Annotated in this window: 14 protein-coding genes and 1 pseudogene; 8 read left to right on the forward strand and 7 right to left on the reverse strand. The window is 61.3% G+C overall.

Annotated features, from left to right (window positions below):
- The first annotated feature begins 339 nt into the window (after nt 1-339).
- From AGR13A_RS23425 to AGR13A_RS23450, 6 genes and pseudogenes are all read left to right on the forward strand, one after another.
- Nucleotides 340-1,368, forward strand: coding sequence for a LacI family DNA-binding transcriptional regulator (locus tag AGR13A_RS23425; protein ID WP_035226185.1), 1,029 nt, complete (start codon nt 340-342; stop codon nt 1,366-1,368).
- A 279-nt stretch (nt 1,369-1,647) separates the two neighbouring features.
- Nucleotides 1,648-2,589, forward strand: coding sequence for a sugar ABC transporter substrate-binding protein (locus AGR13A_RS23430; protein ID WP_080839885.1), 942 nt, complete (start codon nt 1,648-1,650; stop codon nt 2,587-2,589).
- 158 nt (nt 2,590-2,747) lie between these two features.
- Nucleotides 2,748-3,647: a sugar phosphate isomerase/epimerase family protein gene (locus AGR13A_RS23435; protein ID WP_080839887.1), complete on the forward strand. Its 900-nt coding sequence runs from the start codon at nt 2,748-2,750 to the stop codon at nt 3,645-3,647.
- 10 nt (nt 3,648-3,657) lie between these two features.
- A complete protein-coding gene (locus AGR13A_RS23440; RefSeq protein ID WP_080839889.1) occupies nt 3,658-4,668 on the forward strand; it encodes a Gfo/Idh/MocA family protein in 1,011 nt (336 codons plus the stop codon).
- Between the two features lie 8 nt (nt 4,669-4,676).
- Nucleotides 4,677-5,462 (forward strand): TIM barrel protein, encoded by a 786-nt coding sequence (locus tag AGR13A_RS23445; RefSeq protein ID WP_080839891.1) that lies wholly within the window; start codon nt 4,677-4,679, stop codon nt 5,460-5,462.
- 206 nt (nt 5,463-5,668) lie between these two features.
- A pseudogene (locus AGR13A_RS23450) lies at nt 5,669-6,716 on the forward strand (LacI family DNA-binding transcriptional regulator).
- Between the two features lie 250 nt (nt 6,717-6,966).
- Here the strand turns inward: AGR13A_RS23450 and AGR13A_RS23455 are convergent.
- From AGR13A_RS23455 to AGR13A_RS23480, 6 genes are read right to left on the reverse strand one after another with little or no spacing between them, the layout of a single operon-like run.
- The gene (locus AGR13A_RS23455) at nt 6,967-8,016 is read right to left on the reverse strand and encodes a carbohydrate ABC transporter permease (RefSeq protein ID WP_139786121.1); all 1,050 of its coding nucleotides are present in this window, start codon (nt 8,014-8,016) and stop codon (nt 6,967-6,969) included.
- A gap of 2 nt (nt 8,017-8,018) precedes the next feature.
- On the reverse strand, nt 8,019-9,014 hold the full coding sequence (locus tag AGR13A_RS23460) for a carbohydrate ABC transporter permease (protein ID WP_080839893.1): 996 nt from the start codon (nt 9,012-9,014) through the stop codon (nt 8,019-8,021).
- Between the two features lies 1 nt (nt 9,015).
- Nucleotides 9,016-10,122 carry an ABC transporter ATP-binding protein gene (locus tag AGR13A_RS23465; protein ID WP_080839895.1) on the reverse strand — a complete coding sequence of 369 codons (1,107 nt, stop codon included), beginning with the start codon at nt 10,120-10,122 and terminating at the stop codon, nt 9,016-9,018.
- Nucleotides 10,122-11,474: a polygalacturonase PglB gene (gene pglB / locus AGR13A_RS23470; protein WP_080839897.1), complete on the reverse strand. Its 1,353-nt coding sequence runs from the start codon at nt 11,472-11,474 to the stop codon at nt 10,122-10,124. The genes AGR13A_RS23465 and pglB overlap by 1 nt, the downstream gene beginning before the upstream one ends.
- Complete coding sequence (bglB, locus tag AGR13A_RS23475) at nt 11,471-12,565, reverse strand: beta-galactosidase BglB (protein ID WP_080839899.1); 1,095 nt, start codon at nt 12,563-12,565, stop codon at nt 11,471-11,473. The genes pglB and bglB overlap by 4 nt, the downstream gene beginning before the upstream one ends.
- 13 nt (nt 12,566-12,578) lie before the next feature.
- A complete protein-coding gene (locus AGR13A_RS23480) occupies nt 12,579-15,101 on the reverse strand; it encodes a hypothetical protein (protein ID WP_080839901.1) in 2,523 nt (840 codons plus the stop codon).
- 194 nt (nt 15,102-15,295) lie between these two features.
- Between AGR13A_RS23480 and AGR13A_RS23485 the strand changes: the two genes are divergently transcribed.
- Nucleotides 15,296-16,576 (forward strand): ABC transporter substrate-binding protein, encoded by a 1,281-nt coding sequence (locus AGR13A_RS23485; protein WP_080839903.1) that lies wholly within the window; start codon nt 15,296-15,298, stop codon nt 16,574-16,576.
- Between the two features lie 253 nt (nt 16,577-16,829).
- Nucleotides 16,830-18,812, forward strand: a complete 1,983-nt coding sequence (locus AGR13A_RS23490) for a phosphatase PAP2 family protein (RefSeq protein ID WP_080839905.1) — start codon at nt 16,830-16,832, stop codon at nt 18,810-18,812.
- Nucleotides 18,813-18,896: 84 nt separating this feature from the next.
- Here the strand turns inward: AGR13A_RS23490 and AGR13A_RS23495 are convergent, their stop codons facing one another.
- The gene (locus AGR13A_RS23495) at nt 18,897-20,045 is read right to left on the reverse strand and encodes an ROK family transcriptional regulator (RefSeq protein WP_080840451.1); all 1,149 of its coding nucleotides are present in this window, start codon (nt 20,043-20,045) and stop codon (nt 18,897-18,899) included.
- Nucleotides 20,046-20,053 lie beyond the last annotated feature (8 nt).

Genomic DNA, 20,053 nt, shown 5'->3' on the forward strand with positions numbered 1-20,053 from the left:
GCAGGTGCACAGGCACTCAACGCAGGATTTTCTCGCATTGGGTCCATCCCACTCCCTCATTCCTGTGCTTGTCACAGGAATCCAGCAGACGCGCGTCTGCGCGGCGAGAGGGGCCTTTTCAGCCCAAGGACTTGGGCTGGCTGGATCTCTGTGACAAGCACAGAGATGAGGGAGGCAGCGGCATTCCAAAAAAAGCCGATCTCGCAAATGCTGCGCCCGCCTGACATTCACGTCCAAAGTCTCCCCTGACGAAATCCTCCGCATGCGTTGGATTCCATCATCATTCGTGACATGTTTTGCGAGATATGACAGGAATCTTTCCGCTTACGGGGTGTGCGCATGAAACGTCCGACCATCACAGATGTCGCAAACGCCGCCGGTGTCAGCGTCGCAACCGTTGACCGGGTGCTGAACGGTCGCCTGCCGGTGCGGGAGGAAACCTCGCGGCGGGTGTTCGAGGCGGCGGAAAAGATCGGCTTTCATGCCACCAACATCATTCGTCAGCGTATGCTGGCCGATCTGCCGTCCTACAATCTCGGCATCATTCTGCGGAAAGAGCGGCACTCCTTTTACCAGACATTTGCCGATGAGCTTGAGCTTGCGGCACGCAACGTCAGGGATCGGCACCTCAACCTGCGCATCGAATTCGCGCAATCGGGTGAGCCGAGCGAGCTTGCCGCGCTTCTCACCGGCATGAAAGGCCGTGTCCATGCGGTTGCCGCCACCGGGCCTGATCATCATGATGTCACAGCCGCCGTCGAGGCTTTGAAGGCGAAGGGTATTCCCACATTCTCGCTGCTTTCCGATTTCGCGCAGGGCGTTCGGGAAGCCTATCTCGGTGCGAACAACATGAAAGTCGGGCGTACGGCAGCATGGATGATCTCGCGGCTGGCGCGCAGCAAAGGAAAGGTGCTTCTGCTGCTTGGCGGTCACCGTTTTCACGGCCATTCGCTGCGGGAAACCGGTTTTCGCAGCTATATGCGGGAATATGCGCCGGAGTTCGAGGTGATGGACGCGCTGATCACGCTGGAAACAAGGCGGCTTACCTATGAGCTTGTCATGGACACCATCGCCAAACATAGCGATCTCGTCGGCATCTATTGTGTCGGTGGCGGCATGGAAGGGGTGATCGAGGCCCTGCAGCAGGAAAACCGCCAGGAAACCATCGTCTGCCTCGTCAATGAATTGACGCCGGAATCCCGGCAGGCCTTGCTGGAACGGCGCATTACCGGCGTCTTCCAGACACCGCTTCGCGAATTATGCGCTGATCTCGTCGCCACCATGGTGCACACCATTGAGCACGGAATGGCGGAAACGCCGGGGCAAAGATTTGTCCCCGCTCATCTGTGGGTTCCTGAAAGTCTATGATGGTTTGATAGATTCCATCATAAATTCCGCGTCTCTTTCTATCAGCCATGATGTTTTAGACCGTGGAAGACGCGTTGACGCCAGCCACGGACTAGGACCATGTTGCCCGCATGTGGAGCGGGCAGGAGGCTGATCCACGGCAATAACGATGTTTCAAGTGTGCTGCCCGCCGCAGATATCCATCTTCGGCGACGGGCATTCTTTTGCCGGCGATCGGCTACGGCGCGATGCGCGCTGACCGTGCGGCCGGTGTTTTCAAGTGTTTCGGAGGAGGACGATATGAAAAGACATTTTGCGGTTGCGGCACTGGCCACCATGCTGGCAACCACGGCGTCGGCCCAGACCATCGGCGTTTCGATGGCCCTGTTCGACGACAATTTCCTGACCGTGCTGCGTAACGGCATGATCGACTATTCAAAGGGCATGAACGGCGTCTCGCTGCAGATCGAGGACGCGCAGAACGATGTCGGCAAGCAGTTGAGCCAGGTGCAGAACTTCGTCGCCGCCGGCGTTGACGCCATCATCGTCAATCCCGTGGATACGGATGCGACCGTGGCGCTTTCTCAGGCGGCCGCCAAGGCCGGCATTCCGCTGGTCTACGTCAATCGCCAGCCGGTCAATCTCGACAGTCTGCCGGACAAGCAGGCCTTTGTGGCATCCGATGAAAAACAGTCCGGAACATTGCAGACGCAGGAAGTCTGCCGGCTTTTGAAGGAAGCGGGCAAGACGGAAGCCAAGGCCGTGGTGATGATGGGCGAACTTTCCAACCAGGCGGCCCGCATGCGCACGCAGGATATCAAGGATGTCGTCGCCACGTCGGATTGCAGCTTCATCAAGCTTGTCGAGGAGCAATCCGCCAACTGGTCACGCACGCAGGGCTCTGACCTGATGACCAACTGGCTTTCGGCCGGTGTCGAGTTCGATGCGGTGATTTCCAACAATGACGAGATGGCGATCGGCGCGATCCAGTCGCTGAAGGCGGCCGGCAGGCCGATGGATGGCGTCATCATTGCGGGTATCGACGCGACGCAGGATGCGCTTGCCGCCATGGCAGCGGGTGAGCTGGATGTCAGCGTGTTCCAGAATGCCGCCGGGCAGGGCAAGGGCGCGGTGGATGCGGCCCTTAAACTCGCCAAAGGCGAGACGATCGACAAGAAGGTCTTCGTGCCCTTCGAACTGGTCACGCCAGCCAACCTCAAAAACTATCAGGCGAAGAACTGAGCCTGCCTTATGACCGGCATGCCTTCCGCATGCCCGGCTTGAATCAAGGCCGACCATGAAAAACCGGCCAAAGGCCGCGGTCTCTTCTCCCGGACCGCGGCCTTGCACGACCTGCCTGCAACGACATCCCAACAGAGACCGACGACAAGGAAGCGTATATGCGCATCGCCCTCGACCCTTTCATGCACCGCCATCTCAGCCTCGAAGCCCTTCCTGCCAAAGTGAAGGAACTCGGCTACGACTGGATCGAACTCAGCCCCCGCGCGGATTTCCTCGAATGGTTCAAGGCGCCGCGCGTCTTTCCCGAGCGGATCAGGTCTTTCAAGAAGGCGCTGAAAGATGCTGATGTCGGCATCGCCTCGCTGCTGCCGATGTATCGCTGGGCCTCCAATGACGAGACCGAGCGGCAGGCGGCGGTGAAACACTGGAAACGCGCCATCGAGATCGCCGTCGAGTTGGAGGTCGACACGATGAACTCCGAATTCGGCCGTGGCCCGCATCCCGACAAGGGTTCATGTTATTGCTGCCATACGGGCTCGATGATCGAGGCCTGCGAGGATGCCTGGTGGCGCTCGATGGAAGAGCTGGTGCCGATCTTCGAGCGCGAAAACATCAACCTGCATGTCGAGCCGCACCCGGAAGACTGGTGCGAGACGTTGCAGCCGGCGCTGGACATCATCCGCACCGTCAATTCGAAGAACGTCAAATTCCTCTATTGCGCGCCACATACCTTCTATTTCGGCGACGACACCCGGGCGATGCTGAGGGAAGCCAAGGATGTGCTCGCGCATGTGCATGTGGGCGATACCTTCAACCACAAGGCCAGTTCCGGGCTTCGCTACATTCTCAATCCACCCGGCACACAGGCACGGGTGCATCAGCATCTCAATATCGGTCAGGGGGAAGTGCCATGGGACGACTTCTTCGGCACGCTCGCCGAAATCGGTTTCGACGGCATCGTGACCTCCTGCGTTTTCGCCTGGGAGGACAGGGCCGATGAATCGGGCAGGTTCATGTGCGCTGAAATCAACAATTACATCGAAAAATACCGCAAGTGAGGTTTTGAAAATGACTGTGAGAATTGGGGTTATCGGCACCGGCGCCATCGGCCGCGACCATGCCCGACGCATCAACAAAGTTCTGGGCGGCGCGAAGATCGTGGCGCTGAGCGACGTCAACCGCGCCTCGGCAGAAGCGGTGCGCAATGACATCGCACCGGATGCGGAAATCTTCGCCACCGGCGAGGAGCTGATCGCGTCACCCGATGTGGATGCGGTGCTCGTCACCTCCTGGGGTGCGACGCATGAGCAATATGTGCTGGCGGCAATCGCCGCCGGCAAACCGTGCTTTTGCGAAAAGCCGCTGGCAACAACGGCGGATGGGGCAAAACGCATTGTCGACGCGGAAGTGGCGCATGGCAGGCGGCTGGTTCAGGTGGGCTTCATGCGCCGCTACGATGCCGGTTACGTGGCGCTGAAACAGGCCGTCGATAGCAGGATCGGCGCGCCGATCATGGTGCACGCCGCTCACCGCAACCCGGCAGTTCCGGAGCAATATGTCACCCCGATGGCGATCCACGACACGATGATCCATGAGATCGACGTGCTGCGCTGGCTGCTCGACGACGACTATGTTTCGGCGCGCGTTCTCTTTCCCCGTTCGGCGGCCAGAAGCCATGCGCGGCTGAAGGACCCGCAGATCGTCATTCTGGAGACGGCGAAGGGCACGATCATCGATGTCGAAATCTTCGTCAATTGCCATTATGGCTATGATATCCAGTGCCAGGTGGTGGGCGAGGACGGCATTGCCAGCCTGCCGGAGCCGATGTCGGTGCAGACTCGCCTCGGCGCCAAGCTGCAGAACGACATCCTCACCGACTGGAAAGACCGCTTCATCGCCAGCTACGATGTGGAATTGCAGGACTTCATCCACGCGGCGGCGAAGGGCACGGCATCGGGGCCCAACGCCTGGGACGGCTACGTGGCCGCCATTACCTCCGACGCCTGCGTGGCCGCGCAGGAGACCGACGGGGCAGCCGTCGCAATTGAGCTTCCCAACCGTCCCGCCCTTTATCAGTGAGGTCTTTCATGCGTTTTGCCATCAACCACATCACCGCGCCGAAGCTTTCCCTTGAGGCTTTCTTCGCGACAGCCCGCGAACTCGGCCTTACCGAAGTCGAAATCCGCAACGACCTGCCTGATATCGTCGGTACGGTTGAGCCGGCGGCCGTGAAGGCGGCGGCTGAAAAGGCGGGCGTAACGATCATCTCGATCAACGCGCTTTATCCCTTCAACGTCTGGTCGGGCGACCTGCCTGCGCGGGCCGTCGCCATGGCCGATTATGCGGCGGCAAGCGGCGCGAAAGCGCTGGTCATGTGCCCGCTCAACGACGGTACGCCGGTCTCCTTTGACGATCTCGTCACGGCGCTGAAGGCCATGATGCCGATCCTCAAGGAACGCGGCCTGATCGGTTTCGTCGAGCCGCTCGGTTTCCCGATCTCGTCGCTGCGCACCAAGGCCGAAGCGATCAGGGCCATCGATGCGGCCGGTGGCGGCGATGTCTACAGGCTGGTGCACGACACCTTCCACCATCACCTTGCAGGCGAGACGGTGTTCTTCCCCGAACGCACCGGCCTCGTGCATATTTCCGGCGTGATCGATCCTGCCGTCTCCGTAGCCGACATGCTCGACGCCAACCGCGTTCTGGTGGATGGCGGTGACCGGCTGGAGAATATCGCCCAGATCAGGACGCTCGAGGCGGCCGGTTACAGGGGACCCTACAGCTTCGAACCCTTCGCGACGGAAGTACACGAGATGAAGGATCCGGCCGCTGCCGTAAAGAGCAGCATCGACCATATCTCCCAGGCGCTCTGACCGCCTCGCCGCCCGCGGTTCGCTGCGGGCGGCGTTTCTTGCGGGGGATTAAAAACCCAAAGAAATCAATTCCGCATTTACGGATGATGCTGTAGTCTTCCAGCGACGAGAGAGCAGCAAACAGGCACGGGTATTCTTCAGATCGACTGCGTGAGGCAGGCTTTCTGCCCGCACCGTCCGAAGTAGAGTGGTTGAATTTCCCCTTTATGAAAATAGACAGGAAAACGACGCTTAAGGACGTGGCGCGGGAGGCGAATGTTTCGCTGAGTACGGCTTCGCACGCCATCAACGGCACAGCACCCTTGACCACGCAGGTTCGCGAACGAGTGCTGGAGGCGGCACGCACACTCGGTTATCTCGAAAACCGGCGACAGAAGGCGACGATCGCGACTTTGCGTGTCGTGCTTCTGGCCATGACCAATGACGCAGCTCCGCAGAGCGATCTCAACATGGTCAGCTGGACCATGCTGAACGGCTTCCGGCGCGAATGCGAGCGGCGCGGCATTCGCATCGTTCCCTATGTCAGCACAACGAGCCGGCTTGACCCGGTTGCGGTGGCGGCGGCGGCGGATGCCGACAATGTCGACGGTATCGTGATCCTGAACGATGACAGGCCGCAGCTGGTCGAGGCGCTGTCTGCGCTTGCGCGGCCGGTGGTGCTGATCAATGGCGAGGACCCGGCCATGATCGTCGATACGGTGACCGCCGAGAACCGTTTTGGCGCGCGGCTCGGTATCGAACATCTGCTGTCTCTCGGGCATCGCAATATTCTGCACATCACCTGGAAAGGGCGCACGACGATCCGCCGCCGTTACGATGGTTATAGCGACGCGTATCTCGCGGCAGGCCTCACTGTTCCCGCCGATATGGTCATCGAGGTGGAGAGCTATGAGCCGGAATGGGGCGAGGCCGCCATCCGCCGCCTGCTGGCCGAACAACGGCCGCTCAAGAAACGCCACGGCGATTTTCTGCGCCGCCGATAATCTGGCGCTTGGCTGTCTGAAGGCCCTGACGGAAGCCGGAATCCGGGTGCCGGACGATGTTTCGGTCTTGGGGTTTGACGATATCATGCCGGCGGCCTTCAGTGCGCCGCCGCTCAGTACCATCCAGTTGCCCGCCGACAGGCTGGGCGGTGCGGCGCTTGCGCTGCTGGAGCAACGGCTTGTGGCGGCCGATCCGACGCGTCCGGCGCACCGGCTGGAACTCGGCTGTCGGCTGGTGTTAAGGGGCAGCATCGCGTCGCCGCCGAAGTAGGGTCCTCGGCCGCCTCTGCGGGCTGGTGCAGAATGCCTGTTGGGCGACTAATTTTCTCGCCGTCATGCCGGACTTGATCCGGCATCCAGCCGACGCGCGTCTGCGCGGCGGAGAGACCCTTTCAGCCCAAGGACTTGGGCTGGCTGGATACCGGCTCAAGGCCGGTATGACGGGGTGGAGAGGCCTCGGTACCACATCATCCAATAGTCGATGCGGCTATGCTTCAAAGCGAGCATCCTCAAACCCCACGTCACTTCATCCCCGTGCCGGCAATGCCTGTCGTGATGTAACGCTGCAGGAACAGGAATACGACGGTGACAGGTGCCAGGCTGAGGAAGGTCATGGCGAGGATATAGTGCCATTGCACCGAGAACTCGCCCTGGAAGGCGTTCAGCCCCACCTGCAGCGTGAAGTTTTCACGGCTGCTGAGAACGATCAGCGGCCAGAGGAAGTCGTTCCAGCGCCACAGCACCGAGAAGATGGCGAGAACCGCGAGCGCTGGTGCTGTCAGCGGCAGGATGATACGCCAGAAGATACGGAATTCGCTTGCCGCATCGACGCGGGCCGCCTCGATCAGCTCGTCCGGGATGGTCAGCATATATTGCCGGAGCAGGAACACACCGGTCGGCGTCGCGACCGTGGGGATAATGACGCCCCAGAGATTGTCGACGAGGCCGACGCCGACGATGACGAGATAGGCCGGCACCATGACGACGGTGAGCGGGATCATCAGGGTGGAGATGATCAGCACGAAGATCGCCTTCTCGCCGCGGAAGCGGTATTTCGAGAGGGCAAAGGCCGCCATGGCATTGACGATCAGCGTCAGGATGGTCGCCACGAAAGTGACGAAGACCGAGTTCTTGAGGAAGGTCAGGAAGCTGAAGCGGGTCAGCGGATCGGTGAAGTTCTCCGTCGCGATGGTGAGTTTCTGGACGGGCGTTATTTCCCGTGTATCGACGCTGACCGGCGGGCCGGGATTGGCGGGGTCCACCATCTGGGCTTTGAGGCCGACGCGGCGGACCATGGCCATTTCCCGCTCCATGCCGTCGATGGGGGCTTTCCAGAGGCTGAGCGGCTTGTCGTAACCCTGCACTTCCACCTGCACGGCGGCGCGCGGCAGAAGGCTCGGCGGAAACCGGGTGATTTCGGCTTCCGGTTTCAGCGATGACATGGCGGCCCAGACGACCGGGATGAGGACGGCGAGCGTGCCGCCGATGAGCCAGACCCACGACAGGATATCGGTGAGGCCGATCCGGCCGGGGCGGCGGGTGCGTGTGAGGAAGGAGACGGCGTTGGACATGGTCAGGACTCCATCTTTTTGCCGAGGCGCAGTTGCACGAGGGTCAGCGCGAGAAGTACGAGGCCCATGAGAACCGATGCGGCGGAGGCAAGGCCGAACAGCCTGAGATCGCTGCCGAAGGCCATCTGGTAGATATATTGCACAACGAATGTATTGGCCGTACCGGGTCCGCCACCATTAGTCAGAACCCATGCTTCATCAAAGATTTGCACTGATCTGATCATCAACAGGATGAGCACGACGAGCAGGTTTGGGCCGAGAAGCGGCAGGGTGATGCGGAAAAGCGTGCGCCGGGGCGATGCGGCATCGATGGCGGCGGCTTCATAGAGGTCCTTCGGGATGGCCTGAAGGCCGGCGAGCAGGATGAGCGTATAAAAGCCCATATGGAACCAGACCGAGACCACCACCACGAAGAAGCGCGACCAGCCGACATCCAGCAGGAAGATTTCCGGCGGCACACCGAGCATCTGCAGGAAGGCGTTCAGCAGGCCGTTGCGGTCGAGGAACCATTTCCAGATGAGGCCGATGACGACGGGCGACAGCAGGACCGGGTAAAAGAACATGGCGCGGAAGAAACCGCGCGCGGCAATCGCACGGTTGAGGATGAGGGCGGTGATGAGTGCGACCAGCAGCGTGGCGACGACGTTGAAGCCTACGAACCACAGCGTGTTCCAGATCGCTGTCCAGAACAGCGATTCCCGGCAGCTTCCGGGGTCCATGTAGCTCTGGCAATCCAGCAGCTTGCCGAAGTTTTCCAGCCCGACAAAGGGGCGGTCGGTAATGAGAAGTTCGGTGCCGCCGGTGAAGGCGTAACCGACGGCAATCGCAATCGGCAGGAATGTGAAGATGCCGAAGAGAACGAGGTTCGGCATCAGGAAGATATAAGGCATGCGCCTTTTGCCGATCAGCCGCTCGATGAAGTTGAGCGGCACTTCGGCTATCGCCATCACGGCATCGAGCGCACGGTCGGACAGTCTCGCAAGCGTCGGATTGGCCATGCTAACCCCTCCCTTCGCTGTCAAGGCGCGGCAGCGCCAGTTCGGTGGCGGGATCGAAGACATGCACCTTTTCCCGCGCCGGCATGATCTTCAGTACCGAGCCGGAAGCGGGGGCGAAATGGCCCGCCTGATGCACGATGATCTGCTCCTTCTCGCCCTGGAGATTGCCGTAGAGATAGGTCTCGGTGCCGAGGCTTTCGTGATACTGCACCTCGAAGGGCAAGCCGGCATTGTCGGAGATGGTGAAATGCGAGGGGCGAATGCCCGCGAGAACCGCCTGCCCGGAGGTGACGGCTGCCGGATCGACGAGGCAGGGCAGGGACACGCCGTAACCGGCGTCGATGGCGATGCTGCCGTCGCTGCCCTTGGTGATAGTGCCCTTCAGCATGTTCATGCGCGGCGAGCCGAGGAAACCGGCGACGAAGAGATTGCGCGGGTTGTCGAAAAGCTCGAGCGGGCTGCCCACTTGCTCGATGCGCCCGGCGCGCAGCACCACGATCTTGTCGGCCATGGTCATGGCTTCCACCTGATCGTGGGTAACATAGATCATCGTCGTCTTGATATCGCGATGCAGGCGGGTGATTTCGGCGCGTGTCTGCACGCGTAGCGCCGCATCGAGGTTGGAAAGCGGCTCATCGAACAGGAAGATGTCAGGCTCGCGCACGATGGCGCGGCCGATGGCGACGCGCTGGCGCTGGCCGCCGGAAAGCTGTTTCGGCTTGCGGTCGAGATAGGGCTCGATGGCGAGCATGCGCGCCGCCTCGTTGATGCGGCTTTCGATTTCCGCCCGCTTGAATCGCAGGTTTTCCAGACCGAAGGCAAGGTTCTTGCGCACGCTCATATGCGGATAAAGTGCGTAGGACTGGAACACCATGGCGATCTTGCGCTCGGCCGGAGAGAGCGCGCTGACATCACGCCCGCCAATGCCGATGGTGCCTGACGTGACGTCCTCAAGGCCGGCGATGATGCGCAGCAGTGTCGATTTTCCGCAGCCCGAGGGGCCGACAAAAACGACGAACTCGCCGTTCTCGATCTGAAGATCGATATCATGCAGCACATGAACGGCGCCGAATGCCTTGTTGAGGTTTTCTAGTTTCAGACTTCCCATCACCTGCTCCCTTCGGACAAGTTCGCCATCGCGACGATCTCTTGTTTATTCCAGCCCTCGGGCAAGGGCGTCGTTCTTTTAATGGCGACATCACGTGCCGCAAATCCTTCCACGCCGGCAAGATAGACCGCCGGCATTCCACCGGGATAATCCTCCATTCCGACGATCCTGCCTTCGGCATCCCGCGTCCAGGCATTGGCGCGGCCGGCGGCGTCTGGACTTGGCGCAATATCCGCATTGGTGGGGCGCAGATCATATTGCAGGCCGGTGCCGAGCTTGCCGGGCTGCTGCGCCAGCGTGATGCGCTCCAGCCGGACATTGTGGATACCGGCTTTCGATGTGGCGACGAGATTGACCGCGCCTTCCATGGTGCCGCTCAGATCTTCCACGACCAGATTATCGACGCTGCCGGCCTGACGCTCGGGGCGGCGGTCGACGACGGTGACGGTGACCGCTTCACCCGAACCCCAGAAGCCGCCCGGCGTTTCGTGGCACTCGGCCTCGATCCGTGAAAAGCGGATATTGCGCATCGCGCCGCCATCGCGGGAAAACAGGCCGATGCCGCGATTGGACTCGACGATCTTGCAATCCTCGAACACCACATTGGTGAAATCGCCGAAAGATTCCGTGCCGAGCTTCAGGGCGCAGCTGACGCTGGAAACGGTGCAGCGGCGAACTGTGATGTCATCGCAGACACCGACCGCTTTGCCGTCCAGCCCGGCGTTGGTCTTCAGGCAGATGCCGTCATCAGCAGTCGAGATAAAGCAATCCTCGATTAGCGCACGCCGGCAGGCGTCCAGCACGATGCCATCCGTATTGGGCAGGCGGCGATCGTTTTCGATGCGCAGATCGCGAAAATGAAGGTCTTCGCAATCGACCATGTGCAACGTCCACATCGGCGAGCCACTGACGGAGAGGTTTTCAAGGCGCACGTTGCGGCAGGACTCCAGCACCATTACGCGCGGTCGCCTTGCGGCCGGGATATAGGTTCCCATCGCCTCGTCATCGCCTGTGATGAAGTTCTCACCGCCGGCCTCGATGCGACCGGGGCCGGTGACGGCGATATAACTCGCCCCCTTGGCGATGATCATGCCACGGTTGGACTCCTCGGCGATCACCGAAACCGTTGTATGGGCATAGGCTTCGTAGTCGGAAATGGGGGCGAGTACCGCGTCTTCGGCAAGGTGCAGTTCCACGCCGCTCTTGAGCTTGAGGCCGCCAATAACATGGCGACCGGCCAGAAGCGATACGCGACCGCCGCCGGCTGCCGAGACCGTATCGATCGCCCGCTGGATGTCGGCCGTGGCGTCATGGCCGCCGGCCTTGATGCTGATGTGAGGCTGCGCGCTCATGATACCTGCGGCCTTTTCAGAAAGACGTCGATCAAAAGCAGCATCGTCAGTGCTTGCCCGTAGGGCGTGGGCAGATTGGGAATGCGGCGGTAGAAGTCGAGATCGTGGCCCATCGGCGTGCCGTCGGAGACACCGTGGACGACGCCTTCATCGTCGATATTGCCAAGCACCGCCTTCAGCGCGCGTTCCGCATGCGGGCGGTTTTCTTCGCCAAGAATGCCGGCCTCGATACCGCGCAGAATGCCATAGGCGATGCCGGCCGTCGCCGATGTCTCGACCGGCGAGGTCGGGTCATCGAGCAGCGTGTGGAACATGCCGTCCTCGCGCTGATATTGGCGCAGCGACCGCACCTGGCTTGCCAGCACATTGGCGAGGAAACGCCTGTCCTTTTCGCCAAGCGTCGGCACCAGTTCGAAGAGTTCGGGAATGGCGACGGTGATCCACGAATTGCCGCGCGCCCAGAAGGCGTCAGCGAAATTATGGCGTCCGTTGAAGGTCCAGCCGTGATACCACAGCCCGGTGACGGGGTCCGACAGATAACGCGTGTGGATCATGAACTGGTAGACCGCCTCGTCGATCCAGTCCTGACGTTTGCAGACCACGCCGGCGCGGGCGAGGAACAGACATGCCATGAACAGCGTGTCGTCCCATAATTCACCCTCATTCAGCCGCTCCTTGACGACATGCTGGAAGCCGCCATCTTCGGTTTTCGGCAATTGATGCACCAGCCAGTCGGCCCAGTCTTCCACCAGCGCCCGGAAATCCGGCCGGTCGACATGTTCGGTGAGGATGACAAGAGGCAGCATGGGCGCGGAACTGTTGATCTGGCGCGGCGGCAGGCCACGTTCGATCTGCCAGCCATACCATGTCACGAGGTCGTCAAGCGCCTTCCGGTCGTTGGCGGCGAGCGCCCGGCGCAGGAAACCGTAAAGGCCCACACCCACTTCCCAGTCCCATTCGTCGAACTGGATCTTGCCATCGGAACTGCCGCTGACCAGACCTTCCTGAATGCCCTTGAGGCGGCTGAAGGCGGCGGCGACATTGTCGATCGTCGTCCTGAGAGTGTCTTTTTCCATGCTTGGCTGGTTCATCTGTCAATTCCGCTTAGGAGTAGAATGGTTGTGCCGCGCCGCCCGATGCGGGATCGGCACTGTCGAAGGTGATTTCCGGCTGGGGCTGGTCATGGTCGAAGGCCATGGCCTGCCCGCCAATGGTGAATGCGCCGTCCCAGGTCAGGGTAAGCTCCGGGCTGCCCGGCGGCGTGACCGAGAGCAGCCGGCTTTCGGCATCGAAGGTGATCTGCGTGGCGAGGATTTTTTCCCGAAAACGGGCAAACTCAGCGACATCCCCGCAGCCGATGATGCCGACCCAGCCGGCGCGGCGGCCGGGCGATCTGATCTCGCGACTGGCGGTAGCGCCTGCGGTGATGGGCTGAAGCCCGTTGGTCGCATAAAGCGCGGCAAAGCCACGGCCCGAGCGGGTGATGAGCCAGTTGCCCTCCACCAGAACCTCGTCCAGCCCGTCGCGGCCGAGATAGGCATGGGTCCAGTCGTTGCGGTGATCGTGCGTATCGAAGATCATCATCGCCAGATCGCGATGCTGCGCCACGCGCGGCAGGATGCCACTGCCCGCCCAATAGGAGGGACGCTGGGTGCCCCACGGATCATCTTCGCCCGGATGGTTGACCCAGAGCCGCGCCATCGGGTGGCCGGCGAGCTTGATGTCCATGACGTGCTGCTGGTGGCCCTTGCGGCCGGTCTTGTGGTCGACCACGGTGGAAAGCTGGGCGGCCTCGTTCTTGAACAGCACGAGCTTTCCGGGCTCCAGCCCCTGCGCATAACGCGCCTCGACCATACGGCCACTCTCCAGTTGGGAAAGGGCAGCGAGATGCGCCGGCGGCAGGTAATCGCCGCAGCAGAACATCGGCAGCGAGGCAACGCCATTGTTGAGCCAGCCCTGACCGAAGGCGACCTGCGCAAAGGGCGCCAGTTCCGTCAGCGGCCCGGCGCGCAGCTCCTTGTCATAGGCTCTGCCCTGGGAGCCGGAGGGAACGCCGCCAAGCGTGTGCAGCGCGATCATCTCGAAAATGAGATCGATCTGGTGGCGCGCGCGCGCGGCAAGCTCCGGTCCCGCCCAATGTTCGATGGCGAGAAGGCCGATGAAATCCACCGGATAATAGGCAGCCGAATTCCATTCGGCGAGACCATGCGCCTCGACGCTGTCGAACCAGCGCTCCAGCCGGTCAGCGGCCAGCGCCGCCTGTTCTCTGCCGGTGCGGCCGGAGGCGGTGAAGATGGCATCCGGCAGATACTCGCCGGCCAGTAACTGGCTGGTGTGGAAGCAGAGAACATGGTTCTCGCTCCAGAACCACATGACGTCATTGCCGGGCTCGTCCACCCAGTAGCGATAGCCGAGGATCGAGGCATCGATCCGCGCCCGCATCTCTGCCGGCAGGCGGTCACCATAGGCGCGCACCAGCCACAGAAGCGGGATCATCACAAAGTCGGAGCAGTCCTCGCGCCGGTCGATGGAGCGCAGCGTTGCATCGACGATGCCGCCGATCGTCTCGATGTCATCGCTGCCGGTGGCGACCATCGCCAGCGCGCGGCCGATGCGCCAGGCGCCGAAGCGGGCGCTGAAGGATAGGGCGGCCTTTTTTCGCCCGTTGATATCGGCATTGCAAGCTTCCGGCGCGATATCATGCATGAAGGCGGCATCGATGACGCGGGTTACTGTTCCCGCTCCCGAGCCCATGGTGATTTTGACACCGTGATATCCGTCCGAAATGCCTGTCGTTCCGGGGATCGTCAGCGAGGATTGCCCGGCCTTCAGCACGGTGTCCACTTCCGCCAGCGCAGCGCGCTCATGTCCATGGCTTTTGACGGCGATGTGCACGGGCAGGTCGCTCGCAGGTGCCGCCCCGAACACCAGTTCGAGGGCGGTGCCGCAAAACACGTCCCGCGCCGGGCGAACATCGCGCACCAGCGCGGCGAGATGCTTCGTCTCCTCCCGGTCGAGCGGCACGGGCAGCACGACGGTCAGCGGCACGGCGTCGACAACCTCAAGCTCGAAGAACCAGATGATGTCGCGTTCCGCCAGATCCTCGCAGAGCAGCAGCACCTCGTTATCGCCGGCCGCGAGATCGAGCGTGATGTCACGGTTGCTTTCGACATTGCGGATGAAAGGTTCGAAACGGACCTGTTCGACGCCGCCGACCCAGATGCGAACGCCGCCGCAGGTGCGCAGCCGAAAATGCACCTGTCTTGCCGCATCGCTGCGGAAGGTGCCCGTCAGCCAGCGCTGCACATGGGTGGGAACATGCCAGAAACCGGTGAATTCGACACGCCGGTTGGAGCCCGGCAGGTTGAGGTGTGACACCGCAAAGCCAGTCTCGGGCGCGACGTCGCGGCCGATCATGGTCTGCTGGAAGGCCTTGCGGCAGGGCAGGTCGCCCACATCCACGAAACCGTTGATGAAGCGATAGTTCACGCGGTCTTCGGCGGGGGCTGCGGTGCCGGGAAACGACGTCTCTACCGGATCGGAGACGATCCAGGCGGTCACCGTTTCGCCGTTTGCGACGGTATATGTCGGCTGCGACGCGTTCGCCGCAAATGGTCCATCCGTCATAATGGATCGCCTCCCTTCGATCTTTATGAAATTATTTTCACAATTAGATCTTCGCTTTTTTGCGTCGATTTGTGCGATTTACCCAAAACAAACAGCTTGACGTTTATTCTGTCAAGCCGCAAAACAGGATAAATCGAATTAAGCAGAGGAGCTTCTGTTCGATTTGTGAAAATATTTTCATTGGGAGGATGAGCATGATGAAATTGTTTTCGGGCGTTAGCGCCCTTGTAATTGCCTCCGTCGCCGGTCTTGCGGCCGCGCAGGCCGAGACCCGCACGATCACTTTCCTTTTTACGGATGACGACCAGGGTTACGTGCAGCGCATGGCCGACCTCAGCAAGGAGTTCGAAGCGGCCAATCCGGGCGTGAAGATCAACTTCGTGTCTTCCGGTTATGACGCCGTTTCCAAGCAGCTGCCGGTGCAGCTGGCGGTCGGCGAAGGTCCTGACATCGCCAAGATCACCGACTGGCAGCTTGCACCCTATTATCTCGACATGCGCCCCTACATGAAAGACGCGGAAGCCTTCGCGAAGCTGCACGGTTCCAGCCTCAACCAGCTGCGCCTGCCGAATGTCAACGATCCGCAGTCGATCAACGGTTACATGGCGTCGCAGACGCTCAACCTGCCCTTCGTCAACAAGACGCTGTTCGAGCAGGCGGGTGAACCCGTGCCCGGCCCGACCGCAAAATTCAGCGAGATCGTCGAAGCTTCCGCCCGTGTCGCCAAGGCGACCGGCGTGCAGATCCCCTTCACCATGGACCGTTCCGGCCACCGCTTCTCCGGCGGCGCCTTTGCTTATGGCGCGACCTATGTGAAGGACGGCAAGTTCAGCTTCCCGGACGATGCGGCGAAAAAATACATCGCCGATATCTATTCATGGACGCAGAATGGCAGCTTCCCCAAGGAAATGTGGGGTGCGGCCGGCGGTTCGCAGTACAAGAACATGGGTGACGAATTCGTCAACGGCAATGTCGTGACCTATCTGGCCGGCAACTGGATGGTCAATCCGTTCCAGAACAAGATCGGTGACGCCTTCGAATGGACCGCAATCAACGCACCTTGCGGCGATGCCGGATGCTACGCCATGCCCGGCGGCACCGCCATTGTCGGCTTCAAGCGCACCAAATATCCGGAGGATGTGGCTCACTTCGTCGAATTCCTCGGCTCCGAAAAGGTGCAGCGGGAGATCGCCGAGAACTATGTCGTCCTGACGGGTGCCGAGATCGTCGATCCGCAATACAAGCTGAAGAGCGAAGACGCCAAGGCGGCGATGAAGGTGTTCCTCGACAACAAGAAGAACGTGCCGCAGGCCGCCCGCGATTTCGAACGCGCCAAGGGCGGCAGCGCCATGTATCAGCAGATCGTGCAGCGCATGAGCCAGCTCATCGTCGGCGAGTTGACGCTCGACCAGACCTACAAGGTTCTGGAGGATGACGTCGCCAAGATCAACGAGGCTGTCGCGGTCAAGAAATAAGGGTCTGACCGTCCGCCTCCGGCGGAATGATGAAGCTCTCGAACGATATGCCCGGAGTGGTGCTCCGGGCATATCGCGCCGTTTCTTTCCGAAGGCGGCGCATTTTCGCTGGAGGAATTGCCGCAGGGAGCCATTCCCGGCGGTCCATCGAAAAACTGAAATACGCTCTGTTTAAACCTGACGATGAGGCGCGCGGAACGCCGCGCCGCCTATTTTCGTCACGCGTCTCTCGCTGAAAATCATAGGATTCGTCATGGCCAGACTGAAGATGTCGTCTTTCTTTTCCGCACGCTCGAGCCTGCTCGCCTCCGTCGCATTGCTGATTCTGGTTCCGGGCGCGCAGGCCTTCGATCGCACCGGGCCGGCAGGGCAGGGTTATGCCATCACGGTGCCGGAACCGGCGGCAACATATCCGCTGCCGCTTGCCGACAATTATCGCAACCAGACCGGCAAGAATGAGAAGGGGGAGGCGGTTCGCGCCTATGATGACCGGGACAATCCGATCATCGAAATCCTCTCCGGTTTCAACCGCATCTGGACGCTTGGCGATGAAAAATGGGCGGATGGCGGCGCCAATGGCGATGGTCCGGCGGATTTCAGCCATGTGAAGATCGTCGATCCCGCCGTCTGGCAGGAGAACATGCGCTACGTGCTGTCCGTCACCGGCGAGAACCGCACCCGCGCCGCCGCTTTCGAAGCCTATATGAATGATCGCCGTTCGCAGGGTTACAGCGTCATCGACGGCATGGGGCCGCTCGCCGACTGGTATCGCAAAGGGGCGGGCGCGACGACGACGATCAATCATACGCTCGCTGATTTCGACCCGAACGAGGTCATCGCCCGCAAGGAAGACGACAAGGGCACCGAGGCGGGTGCAGCCGATAGCGAACTGAAGGATTTCGTCGCCTTCATGAAGGTGATCCGCGGCCCGGAGGGCACGACGTCGCCGGCGAAATATTTCTATTCCTCACCACGCCCCTGGCGCATGAACGACAAAGGCGAGGTGATCGAGACCGGCAAGGAAACGATTGGCGACCGCAGCTTCGAAAGCCATGAGAGCGATCCGGGCGTCATCGTGCCGGCGCTGAAATACGCGCGCGAAAATCGCGGGCGCGGCAAGGATGGCGGTTTTCCGAGCGGGCACACCAATGCCGCCTATCTGGCCGCCATTGCCTATGCCTATGCGGTGCCGGAGCGCTTTTCCGAATTGCTGACGGCGGCTTCCGAACTCGGCGAAAGCCGCATCGTCGCCGGCATGCATTCGCCGCTCGACGTGATCGGCGGCCGCATCACCGCAACCGCCATGGCTGCCGCCATGTTGCAGGACCCGAAAAATGCCGAGGTGAAGAAGGCGGCGCATGCGGCCTTGCAGGCCTATTTCGCCAGACGCCTGCCGCAGGGCCAGTCGCTCATCGATTTCGCCCATGGCGCAAAGCCGGATGTTGACCGGTTTGCCGATGCGGCGAAAAATGGATCGGATTATCGCAGGCGCATGACCTTTTCCTTCAGTCGCGACAAGGCTTCAGGTGATGCACCGATGGTGGTACCAAAGGGAGCGGAGGTCCTGCTGGAGACGCGCCTGCCTTATCTCGATGCCGCCCAGCGCCGCGCCGTTCTTTTCTCCACGGGCATCGAGGCCGGTTATCCGCTGCTTGATGACAGCAATGGCTGGGGGCGGATCAATCTGGTGGCCGCGGCCGGTGGTTACGGTGCGTTCGATGGCGATGTCGAGGTAAGGATGGATGCCGCTGCCGGCGGCTTTAACGCGGCAGACCGCTGGACGAACGACATTGCCGGGGCAGGGCGTCTCGTCAAATCCGGTAGCGGAGCGCTGACGCTCAGCGGCAACAACAGCTATGGTGGCGGCACAATTCTAAAGGATGGTGCGCTGATAGTCTCGTCTGCCGATGCGCTAGGAACCGGCGGTGTGCTGGTCAGCGGCGGCACGCTTTCGCTCGAGGCGGGCAAGGATGTCGCCATCGGCGGTGATTATGCGCAGTCGGGCGGCATATTGGCGCTGGATCCGCAAAAGGCTGCTCTGCGTGTTAAAGGGAATGTGGTGCTGGACGGCGCGACGCTGAAGCTCGCTTTCGATGGTGGCGTGCCGGCTGCCGGCACGCGCCTCGATGTGATCGCTGCCAATGGTCTGACCGGGACATTTGCCACGATTGATGCGGGCAATGTGAAGGTACGACCAGTCTATACCGGCTCGGCACTGTCCCTGGTGGTCGAATAGGCCATGATGCAATGATAGAGGCTGCCGCAACCCTCCGGTTACGGCGGCCCCAAAAAATTTGCGGGGAACCGCAGGATAATCACCCTACAGGAAGTACCGAACCCTCAGCGGCAATAGCGCGGCGCCGATGGCGGACGGATCGCCGACAGTTTCGCTGAGAACCAGCTTCGCCTCCTTCGGGCCGACGCCGTAACGGTGTTCGCGCTGGGAAGGCATATGCGTGCGTTCAATCATCATCTGCCCGAGGGTGCGTGGCAATTGTCCGCCAAAGACGATGGCCTGCGGATCGAGGACCGCGATCAGGCTCGCCACCAGCCGGTCCACCTGCGGCATGGTTTCGGTCAGCCATTCCTCGACGCCCGGCCATGCGGGGTCGAACTGTTGATAGAGCGGTTCGATCGAGTGGATGTCGACGCCGTTTTTCTGCAACGTCGTGATCAGGTATTGCAGGGCGGGCCGTTTGGGCGATTCATCCGGGCTGTATATGCCGCTGAATTCGCCGGCATTGCCATGAAAGCCGTGAAACGGCTGGCCGCCGAGGATCAATCCGCCACCGAAACCGTAGTTAAACGACAGATAAGCGAAGGTCTGGCACCACGAGCCAACACCGCGGAGGCTTTCGCCGATCGCGCCCGTGGTGGCGTTGTTCTCCAGCCAGACCGGCAGGTGGAACCGTTTCTCAAGGATCGGCTTCAGGTCCATCAGCGACCAGTCGCGCAGGGGCTCCGGCGCATTGAAGGCGCGGTCGTCAGACACGAAGAAGCCGGACATGGAAAAACCGAGGCCAAGCAGGCGCTCGCGCGGGATACCGTGCTCCGCCAGCAGCCGTTCGAGCGCCAGTGACAATGCAGCAAGCGTCATCTCCCGGTCTTCCGGAAGCATCTTCAGTTTTTCCTCAACAATCACGTCACAGCGAAAATCGGCGATGCAGATCACCACCGAGTCGGTGTTGATGGAAATGCCAAGCGAATAGGCCGCTCCCGGCACCAGCTCGATGGTGGGGCTCGGCTGGCCGCGCGTACCCTTGAGCGGCGCGCCGGTCTGCAGCAGTCCGCGCTCCAGCAGGCCTTCGATCAGCCGGTGCACGGATTGCTGGGTCAGGTTGGTGTGGCCCGTGATCGACGCCCGGGCGATGGGGCCATGGCGGCGCACGATATCCAGAATGAGACGCTCATTCTCGCTGGCAAGCGGCTGGCGGTCGAAGGTGTGCTGCGGCGTCTGATCTGTTGTCATGGCCTTGG

The sequence above is a fragment of the Agrobacterium genomosp. 13 str. CFBP 6927 genome (genome assembly GCA_900012615.1).
GTDB lineage: Bacteria > Pseudomonadota > Alphaproteobacteria > Rhizobiales > Rhizobiaceae > Agrobacterium.